Source organism: Streptomonospora litoralis (assembly GCF_004323735.1).
GTDB lineage: Bacteria > Actinomycetota > Actinomycetes > Streptosporangiales > Streptosporangiaceae > Streptomonospora > Streptomonospora litoralis.
This window is the reverse complement of record NZ_CP036455.1, coordinates 394,332-411,772: the sequence shown is the minus strand read 5'-3', so window position 1 is coordinate 411,772 and position 17,441 is coordinate 394,332. Positions and strand designations below refer to the sequence as shown.

The following is a 17,441-nucleotide window of genomic DNA, read 5'->3' as shown; positions in this document are numbered from 1 at the left end:
GCGGTCAGGAGTCCAGGGGTGCGCACAGTGCCGTGGCGATGGCTGCGATGCCTTCGCCGCGGCCGGTCAGCCCCAGACCGTCGGTGGTGGTGGCCGACACCGACACCGAAGCACCCGCGGCCGCTGACAGCACCCGTTCGGCCTCGGCTCTGCGCGGCGCGAACTTGGGGCGGTTGCCGATGATCTGCACCGCGACGTTGCCGATCTCGAAGCCGGCTCGGCGCACCCGCGCGGCTGCCTCGGTCAGCAAAGCGACACCGGAGGCGCCCTTCCAACGGGGATCGCCGGTGCCGAACTGGCTGCCCAGATCGCCCAGGCCGCTCGCCGAGAACAGTGCGTCGCAGGCGGCGTGCGCGGCGACGTCGCCGTCCGAATGGCCGCTCACGCCGGTTTCGTCCGGCCATTCCAATCCGGCCAGAAAGAGAATTCTTCCGGAAGCAAAAGGGTGGACGTCGGTACCGACGCCCACCCTCGGCATTCTTGTCATAATGCGGTCGTTTTCGTGGCTTTTGTCAGTTGGTGAGAACCTCGTCGAGAAGCGCCTCGGCCTTGTCCTCGTTGGTCTTCTCCGCGAGCGCGAGCTCGCTCACGAGGATCTGGCGCGCCTTGGCGAGCATGCGCTTCTCGCCGGCCGAGAGCCCGCGCTCCTTGTCGCGCCGCCAGAGGTCGCGCACGACCTCCGCGACCTTGTTGACGTCGCCGGAGGCGAGCTTCTCCAGGTTCGCCTTGTAGCGCCGCGACCAGTTCGTGGGTTCCTCGGTGTGCGGTGCGCGCAGGACCTCGAAGACATGGTCCAGGCCGTCCTGCCCGACAACGTCGCGAACACCGACGTCCTGGGCGTTCTCAGCCGGTACGCGTACTGTGAGATCACCCTTGTCGACCCGGAGAACGAGGTAGGTCCTATCCTCGCCCTTAATGGTGCGAGTCTCGATCGCCTCAATACGAGCAGCCCCATGATGGGGGTAGACAACGGTGTCGCCGACCTTGAAAGTCATGTGACAAGTACCCCTTCCGCTACCACCAGGATACCACGAATCTGTGACTTAACGTACCTATCGGGTTTACGTACGCGCAGGTCAGTGCCGCATTCGGGGTCTTGACAAAGCTCACGTCAGGTGCTTCCGGCCACTCCGGAATACGTGCCTGACGACGGCCGCAGCGGCTGCCACCCGCTGTCGCGCGCGCCTCTGGTCGGCGCGCGGGGGATGCCCGAAGGAGGTACCTCCCACCCCATCATCTCACCGCGTTCGCGCTCGCGTGCAGCGGCCGGGGTTTGGCGCCCCGCTTCGGCCCAAGCGCAGCTCGCGGGGGTGCGAGGCCCCGCACCCCGGCTGCGGCCGCGGCACGCAGCCGGGCCGACCGCGCTCCCCGTCGCCGAGACGGCCGACCCGGCAGTGCCGATTCCCAGGGCGCCGACCGGCGCACGGCGCACGCCGGCGGACCGGCGCTAGGCCCGAGGGCCCTCGGTCTCCCGCTCCTGGTCGTTGGGCCGCTCCCCCGTCACCATGTAAACGAGGTTGTCGGCGACGTGCACCGCGTGGTCGCCGAAGCGCTCGTAGAAGCGCCCGGCCAGGGTGACGTCCATGGTCGCCTCGACCCCGTGCTGCCAGTTCGGGTCGAGGATCCGGGTGAGCAGCCGACGGCGCAGCCGGTCCATCCGGTCGTCGTCGGAGTCGAGTTCGAGCGCCTTCTCCGCGTCGCGCTCCGAGACGACCTCCCCCGCCTTGATGACCAGCAGCTCGGCCTGGTGGCCCATCTCCAGCACCGTGGAGCGCAACTCCTTGGGGATGGCGGAGTCGGGGTGGCGGCGGCGCGCGATCTTCGCTATGTGCACCGCGTGGTCGCCCATGCGCTCCAGATCGCCGGCCATGTGCAGTGAGGTGATGATGATGCGCAGGTCACGTGCCACCGGCTGCTGCCGGGCCATCAGGTCGAACGCCGTGGCCTCGATCTCCTCATCCAGCCGGTTGAGCTCCTCGTCGCCCGAGATGACCTCCTGCGCCGCATTCAGGTCGGCGTCGAGCAGTGCGGTGGTCGCACGTGCGACCGCGTGACGGGCAAGCCGCGTCATCTCGACGAGGCGCTCGCTGAGGGAGTCAAGCTCCTCATGATACGTATCGCGCATGGTTCACATCGTCCCAGTTCGTAGCTGAATCATTCCGGAATCATCGGTGAACAATCACAGAACCTCGGTTGTAAGCCGTGGTCAGCAGGGTAAAGCAGCGCATCCGCAGCTTACGATCGAAGCGTGCAAGGAGAACTGCTCGCCGCTATCGCGGGACTCGTCGGCCTCGTGACAGGTGTCGCGGCGGGCCTGGCGTTCCGCATCAGCGAGTCGGGCGGAAGACGTGCCCAGGAGCCGCCGCGGCAAACGGAGCTGCCGGCGGGGATCGCCGAGGTGCTGGCGGCCCTGCCGTCCTCCGCGGTCGTCCTCGACCCGGCCGACCGCGTGCTGCGGGCCAGTTCCGCAGCGCGCGCCTACGGGATCGTGCGCGGCGAGGAGCTGGTCATCAGCGACCTGCTGGCGCTGGCCCGGCAGGTGCGCCGCGACGGCGTCATCCGCGAGACCGAGATCGAGGTCGCGGTCCGCAAATTCGGCCCCGACTCCACCTCGTTCGCTGTTCGAGTGGCGCCGCTGGGAGGCACCGGTCTGGTGCTGGTGCTGGCCGAGGACCAGACCGAGCGCCGCCGTGTCGAGGCGGTCCGCCGCGATTTCGTGGCCAATATCAGCCACGAGCTCAAAACCCCCGTCGGCGCGCTGTCCCTGCTCGCCGAGACCATCGCGGACGCCAGCGACGACCCCGAGGCGGTGCGCCGCTTCACCGGCAGGATGCAGCAGGAGTCGGCCCGGCTGACGAGCGTCATCCAGGACCTCATCACGCTGTCCCGCATCCAGGGCGCCGAGCCGATGGCCGATCCCGACCGCGTCCCCGTCGAGGTGGTGGTCGACGAGGCCATGGACTTCGTCCGGACCGCCGCGGAGACCAAGGAGATCGAACTCGTCGCCAGCGGCACCGAGGGTGCCGTCGTGCTGGGTGACGAGGGCTTGCTGGTCACCGCCATGCGCAACCTCGTCGCCAACGCCGTCGCCTATAGTCCCGAACGCACGCGGGTGTCGATCTCGGTGGAGGCCGCCGACGACATGGTGGAGATCAGCGTGGCGGACCAGGGGATCGGGATCCCCGCCCAGGACCTGGAACGCATCTTCGAGCGCTTCTACCGTGTCGACGCCGCGCGCAGCCGCGCCACCGGCGGGACCGGACTGGGGCTCGCGATCGTAAAGCACATCATGACCCACCACCGCGGCGAAGTCACGGTGTGGAGCAAGGAGGGCTCGGGCTCGACGTTCACGTTGCGTCTGCCCGACGCCCAGACCCGGGAGCGTCCCGGCCCCGGTGAAAGATCAAATCAGGAGGCAGCACAGTGACGCGTGTACTCGTCGTTGAGGACGAGGAATCCTACAGCGATGCCCTCTCGTACATGCTGCGCAAGGAAGGGTTCGAGGTCGCGGTCGCACAGACCGGAACGGTGGCGTTGGAGGCTTTCGACCGGACCGGGGCCGACCTGGTACTGCTCGATCTGATGCTGCCCGGCCTACCCGGCACCGAGGTGTGCCGGACGCTGCGGCAGAAGTCCAACGTCCCGGTCATCATGCTGACGGCCAAGGACAGCGAGATCGACAAGGTCGTCGGCCTGGAACTGGGCGCCGACGACTACGTGACCAAGCCGTTCTCCTCCCGCGAGCTGGTCGCCCGGATCCGCGCCGTGCTGCGCCGGCGCGGCGAGGACGAGGCGCTGCTGCCCACGGCGCTGGAGGCCGGTCCGGTGCGGATGGACGTGGAGCGGCACGTGGTGACGGTGCGCGGCGACAGCATCCAGCTTCCCCTCAAGGAGTTCGAGCTGCTGGAGGTGCTGCTGCGCAACGCCGGACGGGTGCTGACCCGCATGCAGCTCATCGACCGCGTCTGGGGCGCCGACTACGTGGGCGACACCAAGACCCTGGACGTGCACGTCAAGCGGCTGCGGGCGAAGATCGAGGCCGACCCCGGCAACCCGGAGTTCATAGTGACCGTGCGCGGACTGGGCTACAAGTTCGAGCCGGTGACGGGGGCGGCCGAGGAGTAGCGTCCGCGGCCGCCGCGAATCGGCGGAGGCCGTTCACACCTCGACGACGACGGTGAACGGCCCTTCGTTGGTCAGCGCCACCGACATCTGCGCCCCGAACACGCCGGTCGCGACGTGGGCGCCGAGGCCGCGCAGCTCCTCGACGACGGTGTCGACGAGCGGTTCGGCGACGGGCCCCGGCGCCGCCGCCTGCCAGGTCGGCCGGCGGCCTTTGCGCGCGTCGCCGTAGAGGGTGAACTGGCTGACGACCAGCAGCGGTGCGCCGATGTCCGAGCACGACGCCTCGCCGTCGAGGATGCGTAGGCCCCACATCTTGGCGGCAAGGCGCCCGGCCTCGGCCGCGGTGTCGGTGTGGGTGACCCCGACCAGGGCTAGCAGCCCCGGCCCGGTGATCTCGCCGACGACCTCGTCCCCGACGGTCACCGAAGCGTGCGCGACCCGCTGCAGAACCGCCCGCATGCGTTCCTCCCTACGTTGGCGACCGCCCCGGCCAGGCCGGGCGCGGCCGATGTGTCCCCGCCTTCAGGGCCTGCAGAGCCTTCAGTTCAGCGTGCGGAACTGCCGCGTGTTGGAGATCACGCCGGTAAGCGTGAGCGCGAAGGTCTTGATGGAGTCCGCGAAGTCCTGCAGCCGCCAGTCGTCGGGGCCTATGTACCAGGGCAGGCCGTCGGCCGCGCCTTCGCTTCCCGCCGAGGCCAGAACGGCCGCCCACCGCTCGACGTTGTCGAAGATGATCGCGTAGGGCAGGTAGCGGGAGAACAGGCTCACTCGGTGCCGCTGCGGAACGTCCTCGGCGTCGGCGCTGAGCAGGTAGGAGCGGAAGCCCAAAGTGTGCGCGAAGACCACACTGCCCTGCCGCGTCTTGGCGGGCATGAACTGGGCGCCCACGGTCACGGCCGCGCCGGCGATGATCACCGCCAGGGCGGTGAAGGCGGCCTCGGTGAACACCGCCAGCACCGTCGTCAGCACCACACCCAGCACGGTGATGCCGATCCCGGCGGTGGCCCAGCGGTTGCGCTCCAGGTTGGGCCGGTAGGCGAACCACTTCAGCCGCACCATGTCGCGGTACAGCTCTTCGCGGACCGCCGAGAGCCGTGCGGGGAAGCCGCTGTGGCCCAGTTCGGAGACCTTGGCCTGGTCGCCGTTGTGGAAGAGGGCGTCGAGCAGCATCCGCTCGTAGGGCAGCAGTTCGTCGTCGGCGGGCGGCGGAAGCTTGTCGAGGCGCCAGTCGGTGGCCGAGTACTGCGCGTGCGGCAGTTCCCGGATGGTGAGATGGCCGCGCACGGCCAGGTCGACGACGGTGGCGGTGATGTCGACGACGTCCGCCTGCTCGTCGATCAGGGTGCCGATCTGGCCGGGGTGGACGTCGTCGGGCGGTTTGAAGCGGATGCCGTCCGCACCGGGGCCCGAGGCGTCGACGGGAGCGCTGTCGCCGGCGGCGGCCTCGGTGCGCAGCGTGCGCTCGTCCCGTCCGCGGATGCGGATGAGCGCCACCAGCACGCCCACCGGCACCAGCAGCAGCAGCCCGAAGACGGTGGCGGTGAGCGGCGTGATGGCGAAGGCCGTCTGCACCGACCAGTCGCGTTCGACGATCGCCTCGCCGCCGATGGCGCCGGCGGGGTAGCCCACGACGATGCGGAGGGCCTCCCCCGGGTTCATGTCGGTCTGCAGGAAGCGGGCCAGCACCGCCCGGTGCCCGCCCATGTCGGAGGAGGTGCAGTAGATGGAGCTGCGCGCCTCGCCCGCGGTGCAGGACAGCGCCACCGGCGGGACGGCCGCGTCGACCACGACGGTGGTCTCGGCGACGGTCCGGCTGTAGCCGCCGACGGCGGTCCATTCCAGCTCGGTGCCGTCGCCCACGGGGTCCACGGCGCCGCGGACGGTGTAGCGCAGCACCACCTCGGAGCGGCCCGCGGTGTCCATCCGCATGTCGAGGGTGCCGCCACCCTTGTCGGTGGAAACGGGCACGTCGCGGCCGCTGCCGTCGACGGCCGATATGCGTTCGATCTTGTAGATGCGGCTGTGGTCGGCGTCATAGGACTCGCGCACGGAGAACGTGCGGACGAACTCCTCCGGCGGGTCCTGGCCGAAGGAGATGGACTCCTCGGCGTGCAGGACGCCCTTTTCGTCGAGGTTCAGCCGGATGGCGTTGGTGGTTCCGCGGTTCGCGCCGTCGTCGGGAACCGAGGCGGGCAGCGACGCGGCGACGGAGGGCGAGGAGTCGCCCTGCGCCGCGGCCGCCGGATGCGCGCCCACCGGTGCGGACGCGGCTGCGGACAGCGCGATGAGGGCCCCGGCCGCGGCCGCCGCCCGTGCGATTCCAACCCGCCACATGACGTGAGAGCCTATCGTTCGGCGTTGTCCCGGCGGTAAGAGTGATCGGCCGAAACCGGTCTCGACCTGCATATGTCACTGCGGACCGGCATAATCTTCATGGGGGCCTGCAAAGCACTGTCCGCGCGACGAACCGGCATCGAGGGGGAGGTGGCACGGCGCTTGGCCGCACGCAGAAGGGCGACCGCCGTCCGCCGCCGGGCGGACGAGGGCAGCGCCTACGCACTCCCGCCCTACGCCCGCCGACCGCGGCAGCGGCTGAGCCTGGGTGTCCTGCTAGTGCTGCTCACCGGTCTGAGCGCCACCGGATTCGCCGCCTTCATCAGCGTTTCAGCGATGTTCGGTGCGCCGGCCCACGCCGGTCCGGTCGCCGCCGGCGACCCACCGGGTGCCGCCCCCGTCTCGGCCGAGCGGTCCGCGCCCGGGGACACCGGTACGGACTCCCTCACCGGCAATCCCCTCTACGCCAGCGGGGCGATGACGCAAGTCACCTGCCCGGCGCCCGAACTCGACGCCGACGACCCGGCGTCGATGGAGGACTTCCTGCACGAGTTGACCACCTGCCTCGACACCGCTTGGCGCAAGCAGTTCGCCGGCACCGGCCTGGAGTTCGACGCGCCCAGCCGCATCTACTGGTACACCGCGGGCCAGAGCCCGTGCGGCGATTTTCCCACCGCGGGGACGGCCGCTTTCTACTGCCAGGCGAACGAAGGGCTTTATCTGGGTATTGAGGACATTGTGGAGAACTCCGCCGAGAGCAAGCACCCCGAGGCCTACACGTTCCTGCTCAGCCACGAGTACGCCCACCACGTCCAGGGCGAGGCGGGCCTGCTCGACCGCTTCCACGGCGTGCGGGCCGCCGAGGACGACGGCTCGGCCAAGGACCGGCTCACCCGGCGCAGCGAGCTGCAGGCCAACTGCCTGGGTGGTCTGTTCCTGGGGGCGGTGGCCGAGAGCTACCCGATCGGTTCGGAGGAGCACGCCAACATCCTGGCCGACGCCGAGCGGCGCGGCGACTTCGACCCGAGCGAGCGCACACACGGCTCGCCCGCAAGCGGCCGGATGTGGACCGCCCACGGTATGGACCGCGGCGATCCTGCGGCGTGCAACACCTGGGAGGCGCGGGAGGAGCTGGTCGATTGAATATCTGCACGAGCACGGAAACGAGCGCGGATCGGGCGGCGGCCGCCGCCGGACCGGGCCTGCGCTGACCGGCGGATAGCGCATGCGGGCGCACTCCGGAAGGTTCCCCGGCGGCCAGGGCGGCCACGACACAGCCCGCCGCCGGACGGCGCTTTATGCCGCCCTGGCCGCCCTGCTACTGGGGCTGGCCCTCGTCACCTGGATCTCCACCGACGACACCGGTCGGCCCGGCGCCCGCCCCGCCGCCACCTCCGACCGGACGGCCCCCGACCTCGCCGGTACTCCCGGCGCCGGCGCGCCGGCCGACACCCGGCGCCCCGCCGGGCACTCGGCCCTGGTCGACAACCCCCTGTACGCGACGGGGCCGCTCATGCCGCTGCCGTGCCCGGCGCCGGAGCTGGACGTCCACGAACCCGCGTCCATGAAGCGGTTCCTGAACACGATGACCGACTGCCTGGACGACGCCTGGGGACGGCAGTTCGAGGAGGCCGGCATCCCCTTCGAGCCGCCGCGCCGCGTCTACTGGAGCGAGAGCGGATCCAGCCCGTGCCGCGACTACCCCTCTGCGGCCGGAGCGTTCTACTGCCGGGCCGTCAAAAGCGTCTACATCGGCACGAGCGACGTCGTCGAGAAATGGGGCGGCAACGAGCGGAGCGCCGTCTACGCGTCGCTGCTGGCCCACGAATACGGCCACCACGTGCAGGGCGAGGCGGGGCTGCTGGAGTACTACCACGACCAGCGCGCCGATGAGCCGACGCGCGTCGAGCAGAACGCCTGGACCCGCAAGAGCGAACTGCAGGCCAACTGCCTGGCGGGGGCCTTCCTGGGCTCGGTCGAAGTCACCTACCCGTTGGACGAGGACGACGTCGACGCGATCCTCGACGACGCCGCCGCCACCGCCGACCGCGCCGACGCGCCCGCTGAGGAACGCACCCACGGCACGGCCGAGAACAGCGTGCTGTGGCTGGAGCACGGCTTGGAGCAGCAGGCCCCGGGGGCCTGCAACACCTGGACCGTGGACGACGAGTCGGTGCTGCGTTAGCCCGCTCCATACGGCCCGGAGGCGGCGTTCCGTGCGAGAATCTGCGGCATGCCGGAGATGCACGCGGTAGAACTGCGGGTACACGGAGTCAGCGGCGGAGCGGCCGCGGAGCTGCTGGACGTCGAACCGGCCGTACGGGTCTCCGGTGGTCCCCTCGCCGGGTTCTTCCGGTGGCGCCGCAAGGAAGACACCGAAACCGTTCCGGGGGTGCCCCGCGAGATCTTCGCCTGGGGCAAGCTGACCTCGGGGCGCTCCTCGCGCGCGCTGTGGCTACTGCTGCTGCCGTTCATGCTGGTCAACCTCGCCTACTGGATGCGCCCGGCCCGCGGCGCGGAGTCGCCGTCGCGCTGGGCGGCCTTCGCCGAGCACACCTACCGCGCGGCGGCCCGGCTGCTGGCGCTTAGCCTGACGGCGCTGCTGGTGCTGGCCGCGGCGGGCGTGGGCATGGACCTCGCCGGCTGGCAGTGCGCCGGGTACGGCCGGGAGTGCGTCCAGCTGCGCCCGCTACTGAGCATGCTGTCGGCGCCGCCGTTGCCGCTGGCCGAACCGGCGCGGGCGCCGGCCGCGGGCGCCCTGCTGCCCCTGTCGGTGATCGCGCTGCTGTGGTGGCTGTCGCAGCGCAGCTCCGCCGGTGTCGTCACCGAGGCGCTGCCCACCCCCGCCCCGCGCGCCCAGGCACCGCTGAGCGGTGCGGACTTCTGGCGCCACGGCACAACGCAGACGGCGCGGCTGCGCTCGGCGCATATCGCGGTCGCAGTCTGTGTAGTCGCTTTCCTGCTGGCCGCCCCGGCCCTGCAATACGACGGACTGTCGATCCGCGGCGCCGCCGCGGGACTGCCGATCGCCGTCCTGCTGGCGGCGACCACCGTGCTCAGCGCTGCCGGCACGGTGGTGCCGGGCTCCACGCGGCGCTGGGAGCGGCGGGCCGACACCGCCTGCCGCTTGCTGCGCAACATCGCGCTGGTGCTGCTGATCGCCGCTCTGGCTTATGCCCTGTGGCCGCGCCCCGGCTGGAGCGCCGAGGGTCCGCTGCCGGGGTACGCGACGCTGCTGAACTCGCTGTTCGCCCTCCAGTGCGTGCTGGGCGCGGTGCTGCTTGCCGCGGCGATCGCGCTCCACCGCGCCATGGCTTCGCGCACGCGGGTGCCGCTGGCGGGGATGGCGGGGCCGGTCGCGGCGATCCTCGGCACGCTGCTGGGCGGCGCGCTGTCGGCGGCCGTGGTCTACCAGGCCGCCGGATGGCTGGGCGGCTGCTACTACCCGGGGGCCGAGGCGGGCGGCTGCATCGTGCTGCGGCCCGCCGCGGCCTACTCCTGGCTGCAGCTGGCCTTCACCCTGGAGGCCGCGATCGCGCTGCTGTGCGCGGGTGCGGTGCTTGTGGCGCTGCGCCGGCGGGCGCGCCGAGAGGCCCGGGTGGCGGCGCGGATGTACGGCCGCCCGGTCGAGGCCGGACGCACCCGCGACATCGCGCGGGCCCGCGCCTTCGGCGCGGTCACCGAGTACCTGCCGGCCTGTCTGGCGGCGCTGCTGCTGCCGGTGGCGGCGCTGGTCGGGCTGGTGCTGTACTCGGTGCTGACCGGGCAGCTCACACCGGTGCCCGGCCAGGAGAGCGCGATGGGACCTCCCGCCGCCGTAACGGCAGGGTGGCCGCAGAGGGTGCTCACGGTGCTGGTGGGAGTCGGCTCGTTCCTCGGCGGGGGGTTCCTGGCGGCGCTGATGGCGCTGGGCGGCAGCGCATACCGCGACAAGCCCACACGCCAGGCGGTGGGGGTGCTGTGGGATGTCGGCACGTTCTGGCCGCGGCTGGCCCACCCGCTGGCGCCCCCGTGCTACGGCGAACGGGCGGTCCCGCAGCTGGTGGCGCGGGTCACCGACATGACCGACCGGGGAACTGCGATCGTGCTCTCGGGCCACTCCCAGGGGTCGGTCCTCGCCGCGGCGACGCTGTGGCAGGCGCCCGCCCGCTGCCGTGACCGGGTGGCGCTGATGACGCACGGGGCGCCGCTGTCACGGCTGTACGCGTGCTACTTCCCGGCCTACTTCGGCCCGGCGGCGTTCACCGACCTGCGCATCCGCACGGCGCACTGGCGCAACCTGTGGCGGGCCACCGACCCGATCGGCGGCCCGGTGCTCGCCGCGGCCGACGGCGGCGTGCGCGCGGTGGGCTACGCGGAGCCGCTGCCGGATCCGCGCCACTACGGGGTGCGGCCCGGTGAGGTGCTGTATCCGCCGATCCTGGGACACTCCTACTACACGCGGGATCCGATGTACGCGGAGTCGGTGCGCCACGCCACGGCGCTGCTCACCGGGGCGGGGGACGCATCGGTGGTCGGCGCCGGGCCGAAGGACGGCGGAGCCGCGGCCCCTCCGGCCGCGCACTCCGCAGTGCCGACCGCACGCTCCGGCGACGACGCGGCGGACTCGGGAGACTCGGCGTCGTCCGCGTCCGCCGCACAGGCCCGGAAACGCACCGCGCCGCCGGCGGGCGAGGGCCTACCAGCGTCCGCGGGGCCCCTGGTCGCGTCCGATTCCGCGGACGGCGGGGCGGACGTCGAGCAGGTAGATGAGCGCAGCGATCAGCGCGATGAAGACGAGGAAGCGCGTTGAGGTGAACACCGCGCTGAACGAGACGAACGTCGCGACGGCGAGCAGCCCCACCCACAGCTTCTTGGTCTGCTTGTCCATCGCGGGGAAAGCCTGCCCGGGCGTGCGGATCGCGTCGACCAGGCCGAACAGGCTGGTGACGAAGATCGCGACGTAGATGAGCCACCAAAGCATATCCAGGATGCCGAGCACAGAACGCTCCGAACCTCGTGGCGGATGGTCTGCCGGCGGCACCGCCCCCGGCCTCTTCCCACAGTAAACGTCCGAGCCGCCGCGATCGTGCCCGGCCGCCCGCGGCAGGACGCGACCAGGGGCAGGCACGGAGACGTCTACATCGGCATGTGCCACAGCACCAGGATGGCGCCGAGCAGGGCCACGGCCGCGCTGAGCACGGCGGCGGTCTGCCGGCGGGTCAGCTGCTGCACCGGGTGGAGCAGCCGGGACACGCGGGTCAGGACCTCGGGCTCGTCGCTGGTGACGGCGAGCGCCCCGGCGGGCACCGGCGAGCTGCCCGACGCGCCGAAGCGCAGCAGCGCCATGGCCAGCTCCTTGGGGGAGCGCTCGCGGCGCGCCTGGTCGTCGGCGCACATCTCGATCAGCAGGGCGACCGCGCGGTAGTAGGTCTCGACCATCCGCACGTGCGGAAACGCCCGCTTGAGCGAGGAGAACGGCAGCAGCACGAGGTCGTGGCGCTGGCGCAGGTGGGCGTGCTCGTGGGCGATGACGGCCGCCAGTTCGCTGCGGTCGAGGACTTCCAGCGCACCCGCGCTGATGACGACCTCCGAGCGCAGCACGCCGGGCAGGCAGTAGGCGGCTGCCGCCGGGTGGTCGAGGATGCGGGCACCGGGCACCTCGGGGTCGTCGTGGGCGACGAGGCCGAGAAGGTCGTGGTGGCGCCGGCGCACCCGCAGCACCTGCACGAAGGAGGCCACCAGTCCGGTGAACAGCAGCAGGGTGAGACTGAAGGCCAGGATCACCGCCCCGACCTGGGTCGCGCCCAGTGAGGTATCGGCGACCTCGGAGAGGTAGAGGTTGTGCGTACCCGCGTCCTCCACGAGAGCGATCAACCCGCCCACGACCCCGCGGCCGTAGGGCGCCAGACCGAAAGCCAGCAGCGCGCCGATGGTGGAGAAGCCCCAGGCCAGGCCGAGCACCTGCCAGACGATGACGGCCACGTAGGGTCCGCGGCGGGGCCACGAGGCGCGACGGAGCCGTGCCGCTGCCGCGAAGCAGCTGACTGCGATGGCGGTGAGCAGTGCGGCACTGAGCATTCCGCTATGTCCTCGGCTCGTCGGCTTCCTCTAGCGCGCGCCGGAGCGCCTCGGCCTCGCTGCCGTTCATGGATCGGACGAACGCCGCGAGCGCGGCGTCGCGGTCGCCCGTCTCGCCGAGAGCGTCGATCATGAGCTCCGAGACGTAGTTCTCCCGGCTGGCGGCCGGGCTGTAGCGCCATGCGCGCCCTTCGCGGGCCCGTGCAACGACCCCCTTCTTGGCGAGTCGGTCCAGCACGGTCATAACGGTGGTGTGCGCAAGGTCGCGGTCAGCCAGGGCGCGGCCCACGTCACGGACCGTCAGAGGCTCGTTCCGCTGCCACAGTACATCCATCACCGCGCGTTCGAGGTCACCGAGCCGATTCATGACTTTGAGTCTACTCCCGGTAGTACTACACGGCGTCGCGGCCCACGGTCAGGCCCACTGCGCCCAGTTTTACCCGCTTCGGCGGTGGGATACCCGGGTTGGTGCTGTACTCGATTCGGCTCAGTCCAACGTGGTGACGTGGACGATCACGATCTCCGGCAGGTGATCGGAGACTATGCCCTGGTCAAGAAGCGCTGGATCGGGCCGGCTCCCATGGGCGGCCGGGTGCTCGCCGGTGGCGGTGGCCGGCGGGGACGGCTGGGGTCGGCTGGGCGGTCTTGCTGATCTGCCGGGCGGCGGGTGGTCTTCGGGAAAAGCGGCGGCGACGGCAGCGGATGACCCGGCCCGCGGACACCGGGTCGGGTGCCCGCCGGTGACGGTTGCGACGGGGCGGCGAGCATCGGGAACAGCCGCGCCGAGTCTGTCTGTGGGGCCGGATTCGGCGCCGAATCCGGCCCCACAGACAGACTCGGCGAGACCGGTAGCCGCCCAACGCAGGGTTTCGACCAGCCAGCGGCCGGAAAACGGGGAAAACCACGCGTTGGACGCGCCGACCGGCCCGCGGCGGCCCAACGCCGCCCCTTCGTCGCACGGGCCACCGGCCAGCACCCTGGAGGAGTGTTGCCGCAGACGACTTAGCGGAATGTGCGTCTCCGCGGGAACCCTGGGCAGTCGACGGGAGAACACCGAGGAAGGGACGCACGATGGACATCACTCTTGTTCAGGGCGACATCACCGAGCAGCGGGTGGACGCCGTCGTCAACGCGGCCAACTCCTCGCTGATGGGCGGGGGCGGCGTCGACGGCGCGATCCACCGGGCGGGCGGAGGGCGGATCCTCCAGGAGTGCCGCAGGCTGCGTGACACGTCTCACCCCGACGGGCTCGCGGCGGGCGACGCGGTGGCCACCACGGCGGGCGAAATGCCCGCCACATGGGTGATCCACACGGTCGGCCCGGTCTACAGCGCCTCGGCGGACCGCTCGCACATCCTCGCCTCGTGCTACCGGCGCAGCCTGGAGGTCGCCGAGGAGCTGAACGCCGCCACCGTCGCGTTTCCCGCGGTTTCGACCGGGGTCTACGGCTGGCCGATGGACAGCGCAGCGGACATCGCCGTGCGGTCCGTTACCGAATCGTCGCCTACATTGGGTGAGGTCCGGTTCGTACTGTTCGACGCGCAAGCCTACGAGGCGTTCTCCCGCGCACTCGGTTAGAGCACCGGATTACTTCCTTGACCTTGGCTTTTAGGATCCAGGTGTGTTCACGACACTCTCTCGCAGAACCGCGGTTCTGGTGGCGTCCTCACTCGTCGTAGCCACAGCGGGCACGCTCGCGGCTCTGCGAGACGAGGCCCCCGACACCGGTGGCGCGGCCGCCCAGGCCGCCGGCGCAGCGATGCCGCCCGGGGCCTCGCCGGTGAACCCGCGGCCGGGCGAGGTCGCCTCGTGCGACCAGTCGGGCACCGACAAGATCATCACCGTTCCCGACAAGGGCGCCCCCGACGGCAAGCGGCCGATCTGGGTACGCCGCCCGCCCGGTCCCGACACCGACGACCTTCCAGTGCTCTACCTGCTGCACGGGTCGACCACCACCCACCACGACATCCGCGACGCGGGCGTCGGCGAGGCGCTCGACAAGCAGATGTGCCGCAGCGGCGTCGAGTTCGTCATCGCCGCACCGTTCGGCCAGGAGGTCGGCGGCAGCGACACCGAATGGGGCGACGCCGCCGACGGCGACTTCGCGATCGAGACGTTCGTGACCGAGAAGGCGATCAAGGCCGTCGAGGGCGAGCACACCCGGCCGCGCGCACTGCGCGCCATCGCCGGGTTCTCCATGGGCGGATACGGGGCCGCCGCGCTATCGCTGCGCCACCCCGACACCTACGGCCAGGCCGTCAGCTGGGCCGGCTACTTCAAGGTCGACGACCCCAGCGACACCTTCGGCGACAACCCGGACGCCCACGCCCCGGACCAGCTGCTGGACGACCCCGCCGTCCGCGACATCCGCTACATGCTCATCGAGGGCGAGGACGACCACACGCCGCTGCAGACCGGCAGCATCCACGGCGAGGCCGAGCGCTTCGCCAAGCTGCTGCGCGAGCGCGACATGACGGTGGAGACCATGCATCCCGAGGGCGGCCACACCTGGGAGACCTGGGTGCCGACCTTCCCCGAGGCGGTGGACTTCCTCGTTGAGGGCTGGACCGCGCCGCAAGACCCCGCCGCGCGGCGAGGCGACTGACAACTGACACCGCCCGCGCGGCACCCGGCCCCCGGCGCGGGGCCGCGCCCGCGCGGTGCCCGCGCGCGAAAGACACCCCCTGGTGCCGGGGCGCCGACCCTGCGCGTCCATGATGGAACACTGTGCGCCCGGACCCTGTTGAGTGGAGGGAATGTGCAGCCGTGTGCGGCGCTGTGCGCCGGGCACGGGGCCGGTCCCACCGCCCTCGCCGGAGCGGAACCGGGACGGACCGGCTCCGCCCGAGGAGCGGGCGCACCTACGGACAGCACCGGAAGGGACGACAGCAGTGGTGGCGGACAGCCCTGACGCGCCCGGGACAGGACCCGCACAGCGCTTCCGAGCCCTCTCCTCGGACGCGGCGCTTCCCCGCCGGATCGCCTCGATCAGCCTGCACACCTCGCCGCTGGAGCAGCCCGGAAGCGGCGACGCCGGCGGGTTGAACGTCTACACGGTGGAGGTCGCCAAGCGCCTCGCGGCCCGCGGCGTCGCCACCGACGTCTTCACCCGCGCCACCGGCCCCGACCAGCCGCCGGTCGTGGAGATGCTGCCCGGCGTCACGGTCCGGCACATCCCCGCCGGCCCCTACGGCACGCTGGACAAATCGGCGCTGGCGCGTTCCCTGTGCCCCTTCATCTTCGGCGTGCTGCAGGCCGAGGCGGGCAACGAGCCGGGCCACTACGACCTCGTGCACGGCCACTACTGGCTCTCCGGGCGGGCGGGCCTGGCGGCCGCGCAGCGCTGGGGCGTCCCGCTCGTGCAGTCGATGCACACGCTCGCCAAGGTGAAGAACCTGGCGCTGGCCCAGGGCGACTCCGCCGAGCCCGAGTACCGGCTGCGCGGCGAGGACCACCTGGTGCGCCACGCCGATCACCTGGTCGCCAACACCCCGGTCGAGGCCGGCCAGCTCGTCGACCACTACGGCGCCGATCCCTCCCGCGTCAGCGCCGTTCCGCCGGGCGTCGACCTGGACGTCTTCAGCCCGGGGCCGCGGCGGGCGGCGCTGCGGGAACTCGGGCTTGCCGAGGACACCGAACTGCTGCTGTTCGTGGGCCGGGTGCAGCGCCTCAAAGCGCCGGACGTGCTGCTGCGCTCGGCGGCTGCGCTGCTGGAGCGCGACCCCTCGCTGCGCGAGCGGCTGGTCGTGGCCGTCGTCGGCGGGTTGTCCGGTACCGACCTGGCGCAGCCGCGCCGACTGGCCGAACTCGCCCGGTCGCTGGGGATCGCCGACGTCGTGCGCTGGGAGCCGCCGCGCTCCCGCAGCGAACTGGTCACCTTCTACCGAGCGGCCACCGCCACGGTGGTGCCCTCCTACTCGGAGTCCTTCGGCCTGGTGGCGGTGGAGTCGCAGGCGTGCGGCACCCCCGTCGTCGCGGCACGCGTGGGCGGACTGCCCACGGCGGTGCGCGACGGCGTGTCCGGGGTGCTCGTCGACGGCCACGACCCCGAGGACTACGCCCGGGTTCTGGACGGGCTCGTCCGCGCACCCGCTCGCCGCGACGCGCTCGGGACGGCGGGTGTCGGCCACGCTGCCGGGCTGGGCTGGGAGGCGACTGTGGAGGGCCTGCTGGACGTCTACCGTGGGACTCTGGTCGGCGAGCGGCTCCCGCTCGCGTCGGGGCAGTAGCCGCGGCAACACCTGTCGGCGCGCGGTCCGCGCAGCCCAGTCGCACCAGGGAGGGAAGGTCACCCGGACATGTCGACGCAACCCAGGACGGATGCCGTCGCCGCCGTGGAGGCGGCTGTCGCGGAGGCCGGGCTCGACGCCGAACGCCCGGACTCCCGGTCCTTCGTGGTCTCGCTGCCGGGGCAGCGCAAGCTGAAGACGATGGTGTGGCTCGGTGTCGGCGAGCACAGCCTGCTGGTGAAGACGTTCTTCTGCCGCCGGCCCGACGAGAACCACGGCGACTTCTACCGCTGGCTGCTGCAGCGCAACGACGGCATGTACGGCATGGCCTTCTCCGCCGACGAGGTCGGCGACGTGTACATCGTGGGCCGGCTCCCGCTGTCCGGAGTCACCCCCGAGGAGGTGGACCGGTTGCTCGGGTGCGTGCTCACCTACTCCGACGAGAACTTCAACGCCGCACTGGAGAGGGGCTTCGCCTCCTCCATCCGCAAGGAGTGGGAGTGGCGCTACCGGAAGGGCTACAGCCTGCGCAACCTGCAGGCGTTCCGCCACCTGGTGGAGGAGGACGGCAGCCCCGCGGGCGCCTGATGCGCGCTCCGGGCCTGGGCGCGCGCCGTCCGGCGAACCCCCCGCGTATTGGCCTAGACCACTGCCGCCCACGGGCGCGCACCGACTGCGGTAGTCGCTAGGCTG

General features: G+C 71.6%; 17 protein-coding genes. 9 read left to right on the top strand and 8 right to left on the bottom strand.

The window, feature by feature from the left end; genetic code table 11:
* Positions 1 to 4: 4 nt before the first annotated feature.
* The 3 genes from ispF to phoU all read right to left on the bottom strand — a co-directional run bounded on the left by ispF (position 5) and on the right by phoU (position 2,125).
* A complete protein-coding gene (gene ispF / locus EKD16_RS01895; RefSeq protein ID WP_207391409.1) occupies positions 5 to 478 on the bottom strand; it encodes a 2-C-methyl-D-erythritol 2,4-cyclodiphosphate synthase in 474 nt (157 codons plus the stop codon).
* Between the two features lie 34 nt (positions 479 to 512).
* Positions 513 to 995: a CarD family transcriptional regulator gene (locus tag EKD16_RS01890; protein WP_131096792.1), complete on the bottom strand. Its 483-nt coding sequence runs from the start codon at positions 993 to 995 to the stop codon at positions 513 to 515.
* Between the two features lie 452 nt (positions 996 to 1,447).
* On the bottom strand, positions 1,448 to 2,125 hold the full coding sequence (gene phoU / locus EKD16_RS01885) for a phosphate signaling complex protein PhoU (protein WP_131096791.1): 678 nt from the start codon (positions 2,123 to 2,125) through the stop codon (positions 1,448 to 1,450).
* Positions 2,126 to 2,248: 123 nt separating this feature from the next.
* Between phoU and EKD16_RS01880 the strand changes: the two genes are divergently transcribed.
* Both EKD16_RS01880 and EKD16_RS01875 read left to right on the top strand, forming a co-directional pair.
* A complete protein-coding gene (locus EKD16_RS01880) occupies positions 2,249 to 3,427 on the top strand; it encodes a sensor histidine kinase (RefSeq protein ID WP_131096790.1) in 1,179 nt (392 codons plus the stop codon).
* Positions 3,424 to 4,125 (top strand): response regulator transcription factor, encoded by a 702-nt coding sequence (locus EKD16_RS01875; protein ID WP_131096789.1) that lies wholly within the window; start codon positions 3,424 to 3,426, stop codon positions 4,123 to 4,125. Before EKD16_RS01880 ends, EKD16_RS01875 begins: the two co-directional genes overlap by 4 nt.
* A 33-nt stretch (positions 4,126 to 4,158) precedes the next feature.
* Here the strand turns inward: EKD16_RS01875 and dtd are convergent, their stop codons facing one another.
* Positions 4,159 to 4,584: a D-aminoacyl-tRNA deacylase gene (gene dtd / locus EKD16_RS01870; protein WP_131096788.1), complete on the bottom strand. Its 426-nt coding sequence runs from the start codon at positions 4,582 to 4,584 to the stop codon at positions 4,159 to 4,161.
* A gap of 81 nt (positions 4,585 to 4,665) precedes the next feature.
* Complete coding sequence (locus EKD16_RS01865) at positions 4,666 to 6,459, bottom strand: DUF2207 domain-containing protein (RefSeq protein WP_131096787.1); 1,794 nt, start codon at positions 6,457 to 6,459, stop codon at positions 4,666 to 4,668.
* 162 nt (positions 6,460 to 6,621) lie between these two features.
* On the opposite strand from EKD16_RS01865, the gene EKD16_RS01860 reads away from it, so the two are divergent.
* The 3 genes from EKD16_RS01860 (at position 6,622) to EKD16_RS01850 (ending at position 11,251) form a co-directional block, all read left to right on the top strand.
* Positions 6,622 to 7,602, top strand: coding sequence for a neutral zinc metallopeptidase (locus tag EKD16_RS01860; RefSeq protein WP_242677193.1), 981 nt, complete (start codon positions 6,622 to 6,624; stop codon positions 7,600 to 7,602).
* Between the two features lie 82 nt (positions 7,603 to 7,684).
* On the top strand, positions 7,685 to 8,644 hold the full coding sequence (locus EKD16_RS01855; RefSeq protein WP_131096785.1) for a neutral zinc metallopeptidase: 960 nt from the start codon (positions 7,685 to 7,687) through the stop codon (positions 8,642 to 8,644).
* A 48-nt stretch (positions 8,645 to 8,692) separates the two neighbouring features.
* The gene (locus EKD16_RS01850; RefSeq protein WP_131096784.1) at positions 8,693 to 11,251 is read left to right on the top strand and encodes a hypothetical protein; all 2,559 of its coding nucleotides are present in this window, start codon (positions 8,693 to 8,695) and stop codon (positions 11,249 to 11,251) included.
* On the opposite strand, the gene EKD16_RS01845 is transcribed toward EKD16_RS01850, so the two are convergent.
* The 3 genes from EKD16_RS01845 to EKD16_RS01835 form a co-directional block, all read right to left on the bottom strand.
* Positions 11,138 to 11,422 (bottom strand): DUF2516 family protein, encoded by a 285-nt coding sequence (locus EKD16_RS01845; protein ID WP_165498471.1) that lies wholly within the window; start codon positions 11,420 to 11,422, stop codon positions 11,138 to 11,140. The two genes, EKD16_RS01850 and EKD16_RS01845, sit on opposite strands and share 114 nt — an antisense overlap.
* Before the next feature lie 155 nt (positions 11,423 to 11,577).
* The gene (locus EKD16_RS01840) at positions 11,578 to 12,519 is read right to left on the bottom strand and encodes a M56 family metallopeptidase (RefSeq protein ID WP_131096783.1); all 942 of its coding nucleotides are present in this window, start codon (positions 12,517 to 12,519) and stop codon (positions 11,578 to 11,580) included.
* Between the two features lie 4 nt (positions 12,520 to 12,523).
* Entirely contained in the window at positions 12,524 to 12,886 is a 363-nt protein-coding gene (locus EKD16_RS01835; protein WP_131096782.1) for a BlaI/MecI/CopY family transcriptional regulator, read from the bottom strand.
* Between the two features lie 704 nt (positions 12,887 to 13,590).
* Here EKD16_RS01835 and EKD16_RS01830 point away from each other — a divergent pair.
* The 4 genes from EKD16_RS01830 to EKD16_RS01815 all read left to right on the top strand — a co-directional run bounded on the left by EKD16_RS01830 (position 13,591) and on the right by EKD16_RS01815 (position 17,336).
* The gene (locus EKD16_RS01830; RefSeq protein ID WP_131096781.1) at positions 13,591 to 14,097 is read left to right on the top strand and encodes an O-acetyl-ADP-ribose deacetylase; all 507 of its coding nucleotides are present in this window, start codon (positions 13,591 to 13,593) and stop codon (positions 14,095 to 14,097) included.
* 43 nt (positions 14,098 to 14,140) lie between these two features.
* Positions 14,141 to 15,124 (top strand): alpha/beta hydrolase, encoded by a 984-nt coding sequence (locus EKD16_RS01825; RefSeq protein ID WP_131096780.1) that lies wholly within the window; start codon positions 14,141 to 14,143, stop codon positions 15,122 to 15,124.
* Positions 15,125 to 15,413: 289 nt separating this feature from the next.
* On the top strand, positions 15,414 to 16,748 hold the full coding sequence (gene mshA, locus EKD16_RS01820; protein WP_394347304.1) for a D-inositol-3-phosphate glycosyltransferase: 1,335 nt from the start codon (positions 15,414 to 15,416) through the stop codon (positions 16,746 to 16,748).
* Between the two features lie 69 nt (positions 16,749 to 16,817).
* Positions 16,818 to 17,336 carry a type III secretion system chaperone family protein gene (locus EKD16_RS01815; protein ID WP_131096778.1) on the top strand — a complete coding sequence of 173 codons (519 nt, stop codon included), beginning with the start codon at positions 16,818 to 16,820 and terminating at the stop codon, positions 17,334 to 17,336.
* Positions 17,337 to 17,441 lie beyond the last annotated feature (105 nt).

Excerpts from the sequence above, each read along its gene's own strand:
- EKD16_RS01865 (WP_131096787.1), bottom strand. The coding sequence starts at position 6,459 with ATGTGGCGGGTTGGAATCGCACGGGCGGCGGCCGCGGCCGGGGCCCTC.
- EKD16_RS01845 (WP_165498471.1), bottom strand. The coding sequence starts at position 11,422 with ATGCTTTGGTGGCTCATCTACGTCGCGATCTTCGTCACCAGCCTGTTC.
- phoU (WP_131096791.1), bottom strand. The coding sequence starts at position 2,125 with ATGCGCGATACGTATCATGAGGAGCTTGACTCCCTCAGCGAGCGCCTC.
- ispF (WP_207391409.1), bottom strand. The coding sequence starts at position 478 with ATGCCGAGGGTGGGCGTCGGTACCGACGTCCACCCTTTTGCTTCCGGA.
- EKD16_RS01850 (WP_131096784.1), top strand. The coding sequence starts at position 8,693 with ATGCCGGAGATGCACGCGGTAGAACTGCGGGTACACGGAGTCAGCGGC.
- EKD16_RS01830 (WP_131096781.1), top strand. The coding sequence starts at position 13,591 with ATGGACATCACTCTTGTTCAGGGCGACATCACCGAGCAGCGGGTGGAC.
- EKD16_RS01815 (WP_131096778.1), top strand. The coding sequence starts at position 16,818 with ATGTCGACGCAACCCAGGACGGATGCCGTCGCCGCCGTGGAGGCGGCT.
- dtd (WP_131096788.1), bottom strand. The coding sequence starts at position 4,584 with ATGCGGGCGGTTCTGCAGCGGGTCGCGCACGCTTCGGTGACCGTCGGG.
- EKD16_RS01890 (WP_131096792.1), bottom strand. The coding sequence starts at position 995 with ATGACTTTCAAGGTCGGCGACACCGTTGTCTACCCCCATCATGGGGCT.
- EKD16_RS01855 (WP_131096785.1), top strand. The coding sequence starts at position 7,685 with ATGCGGGCGCACTCCGGAAGGTTCCCCGGCGGCCAGGGCGGCCACGAC.
- EKD16_RS01835 (WP_131096782.1), bottom strand. The coding sequence starts at position 12,886 with ATGAATCGGCTCGGTGACCTCGAACGCGCGGTGATGGATGTACTGTGG.
- EKD16_RS01840 (WP_131096783.1), bottom strand. The coding sequence starts at position 12,519 with ATGCTCAGTGCCGCACTGCTCACCGCCATCGCAGTCAGCTGCTTCGCG.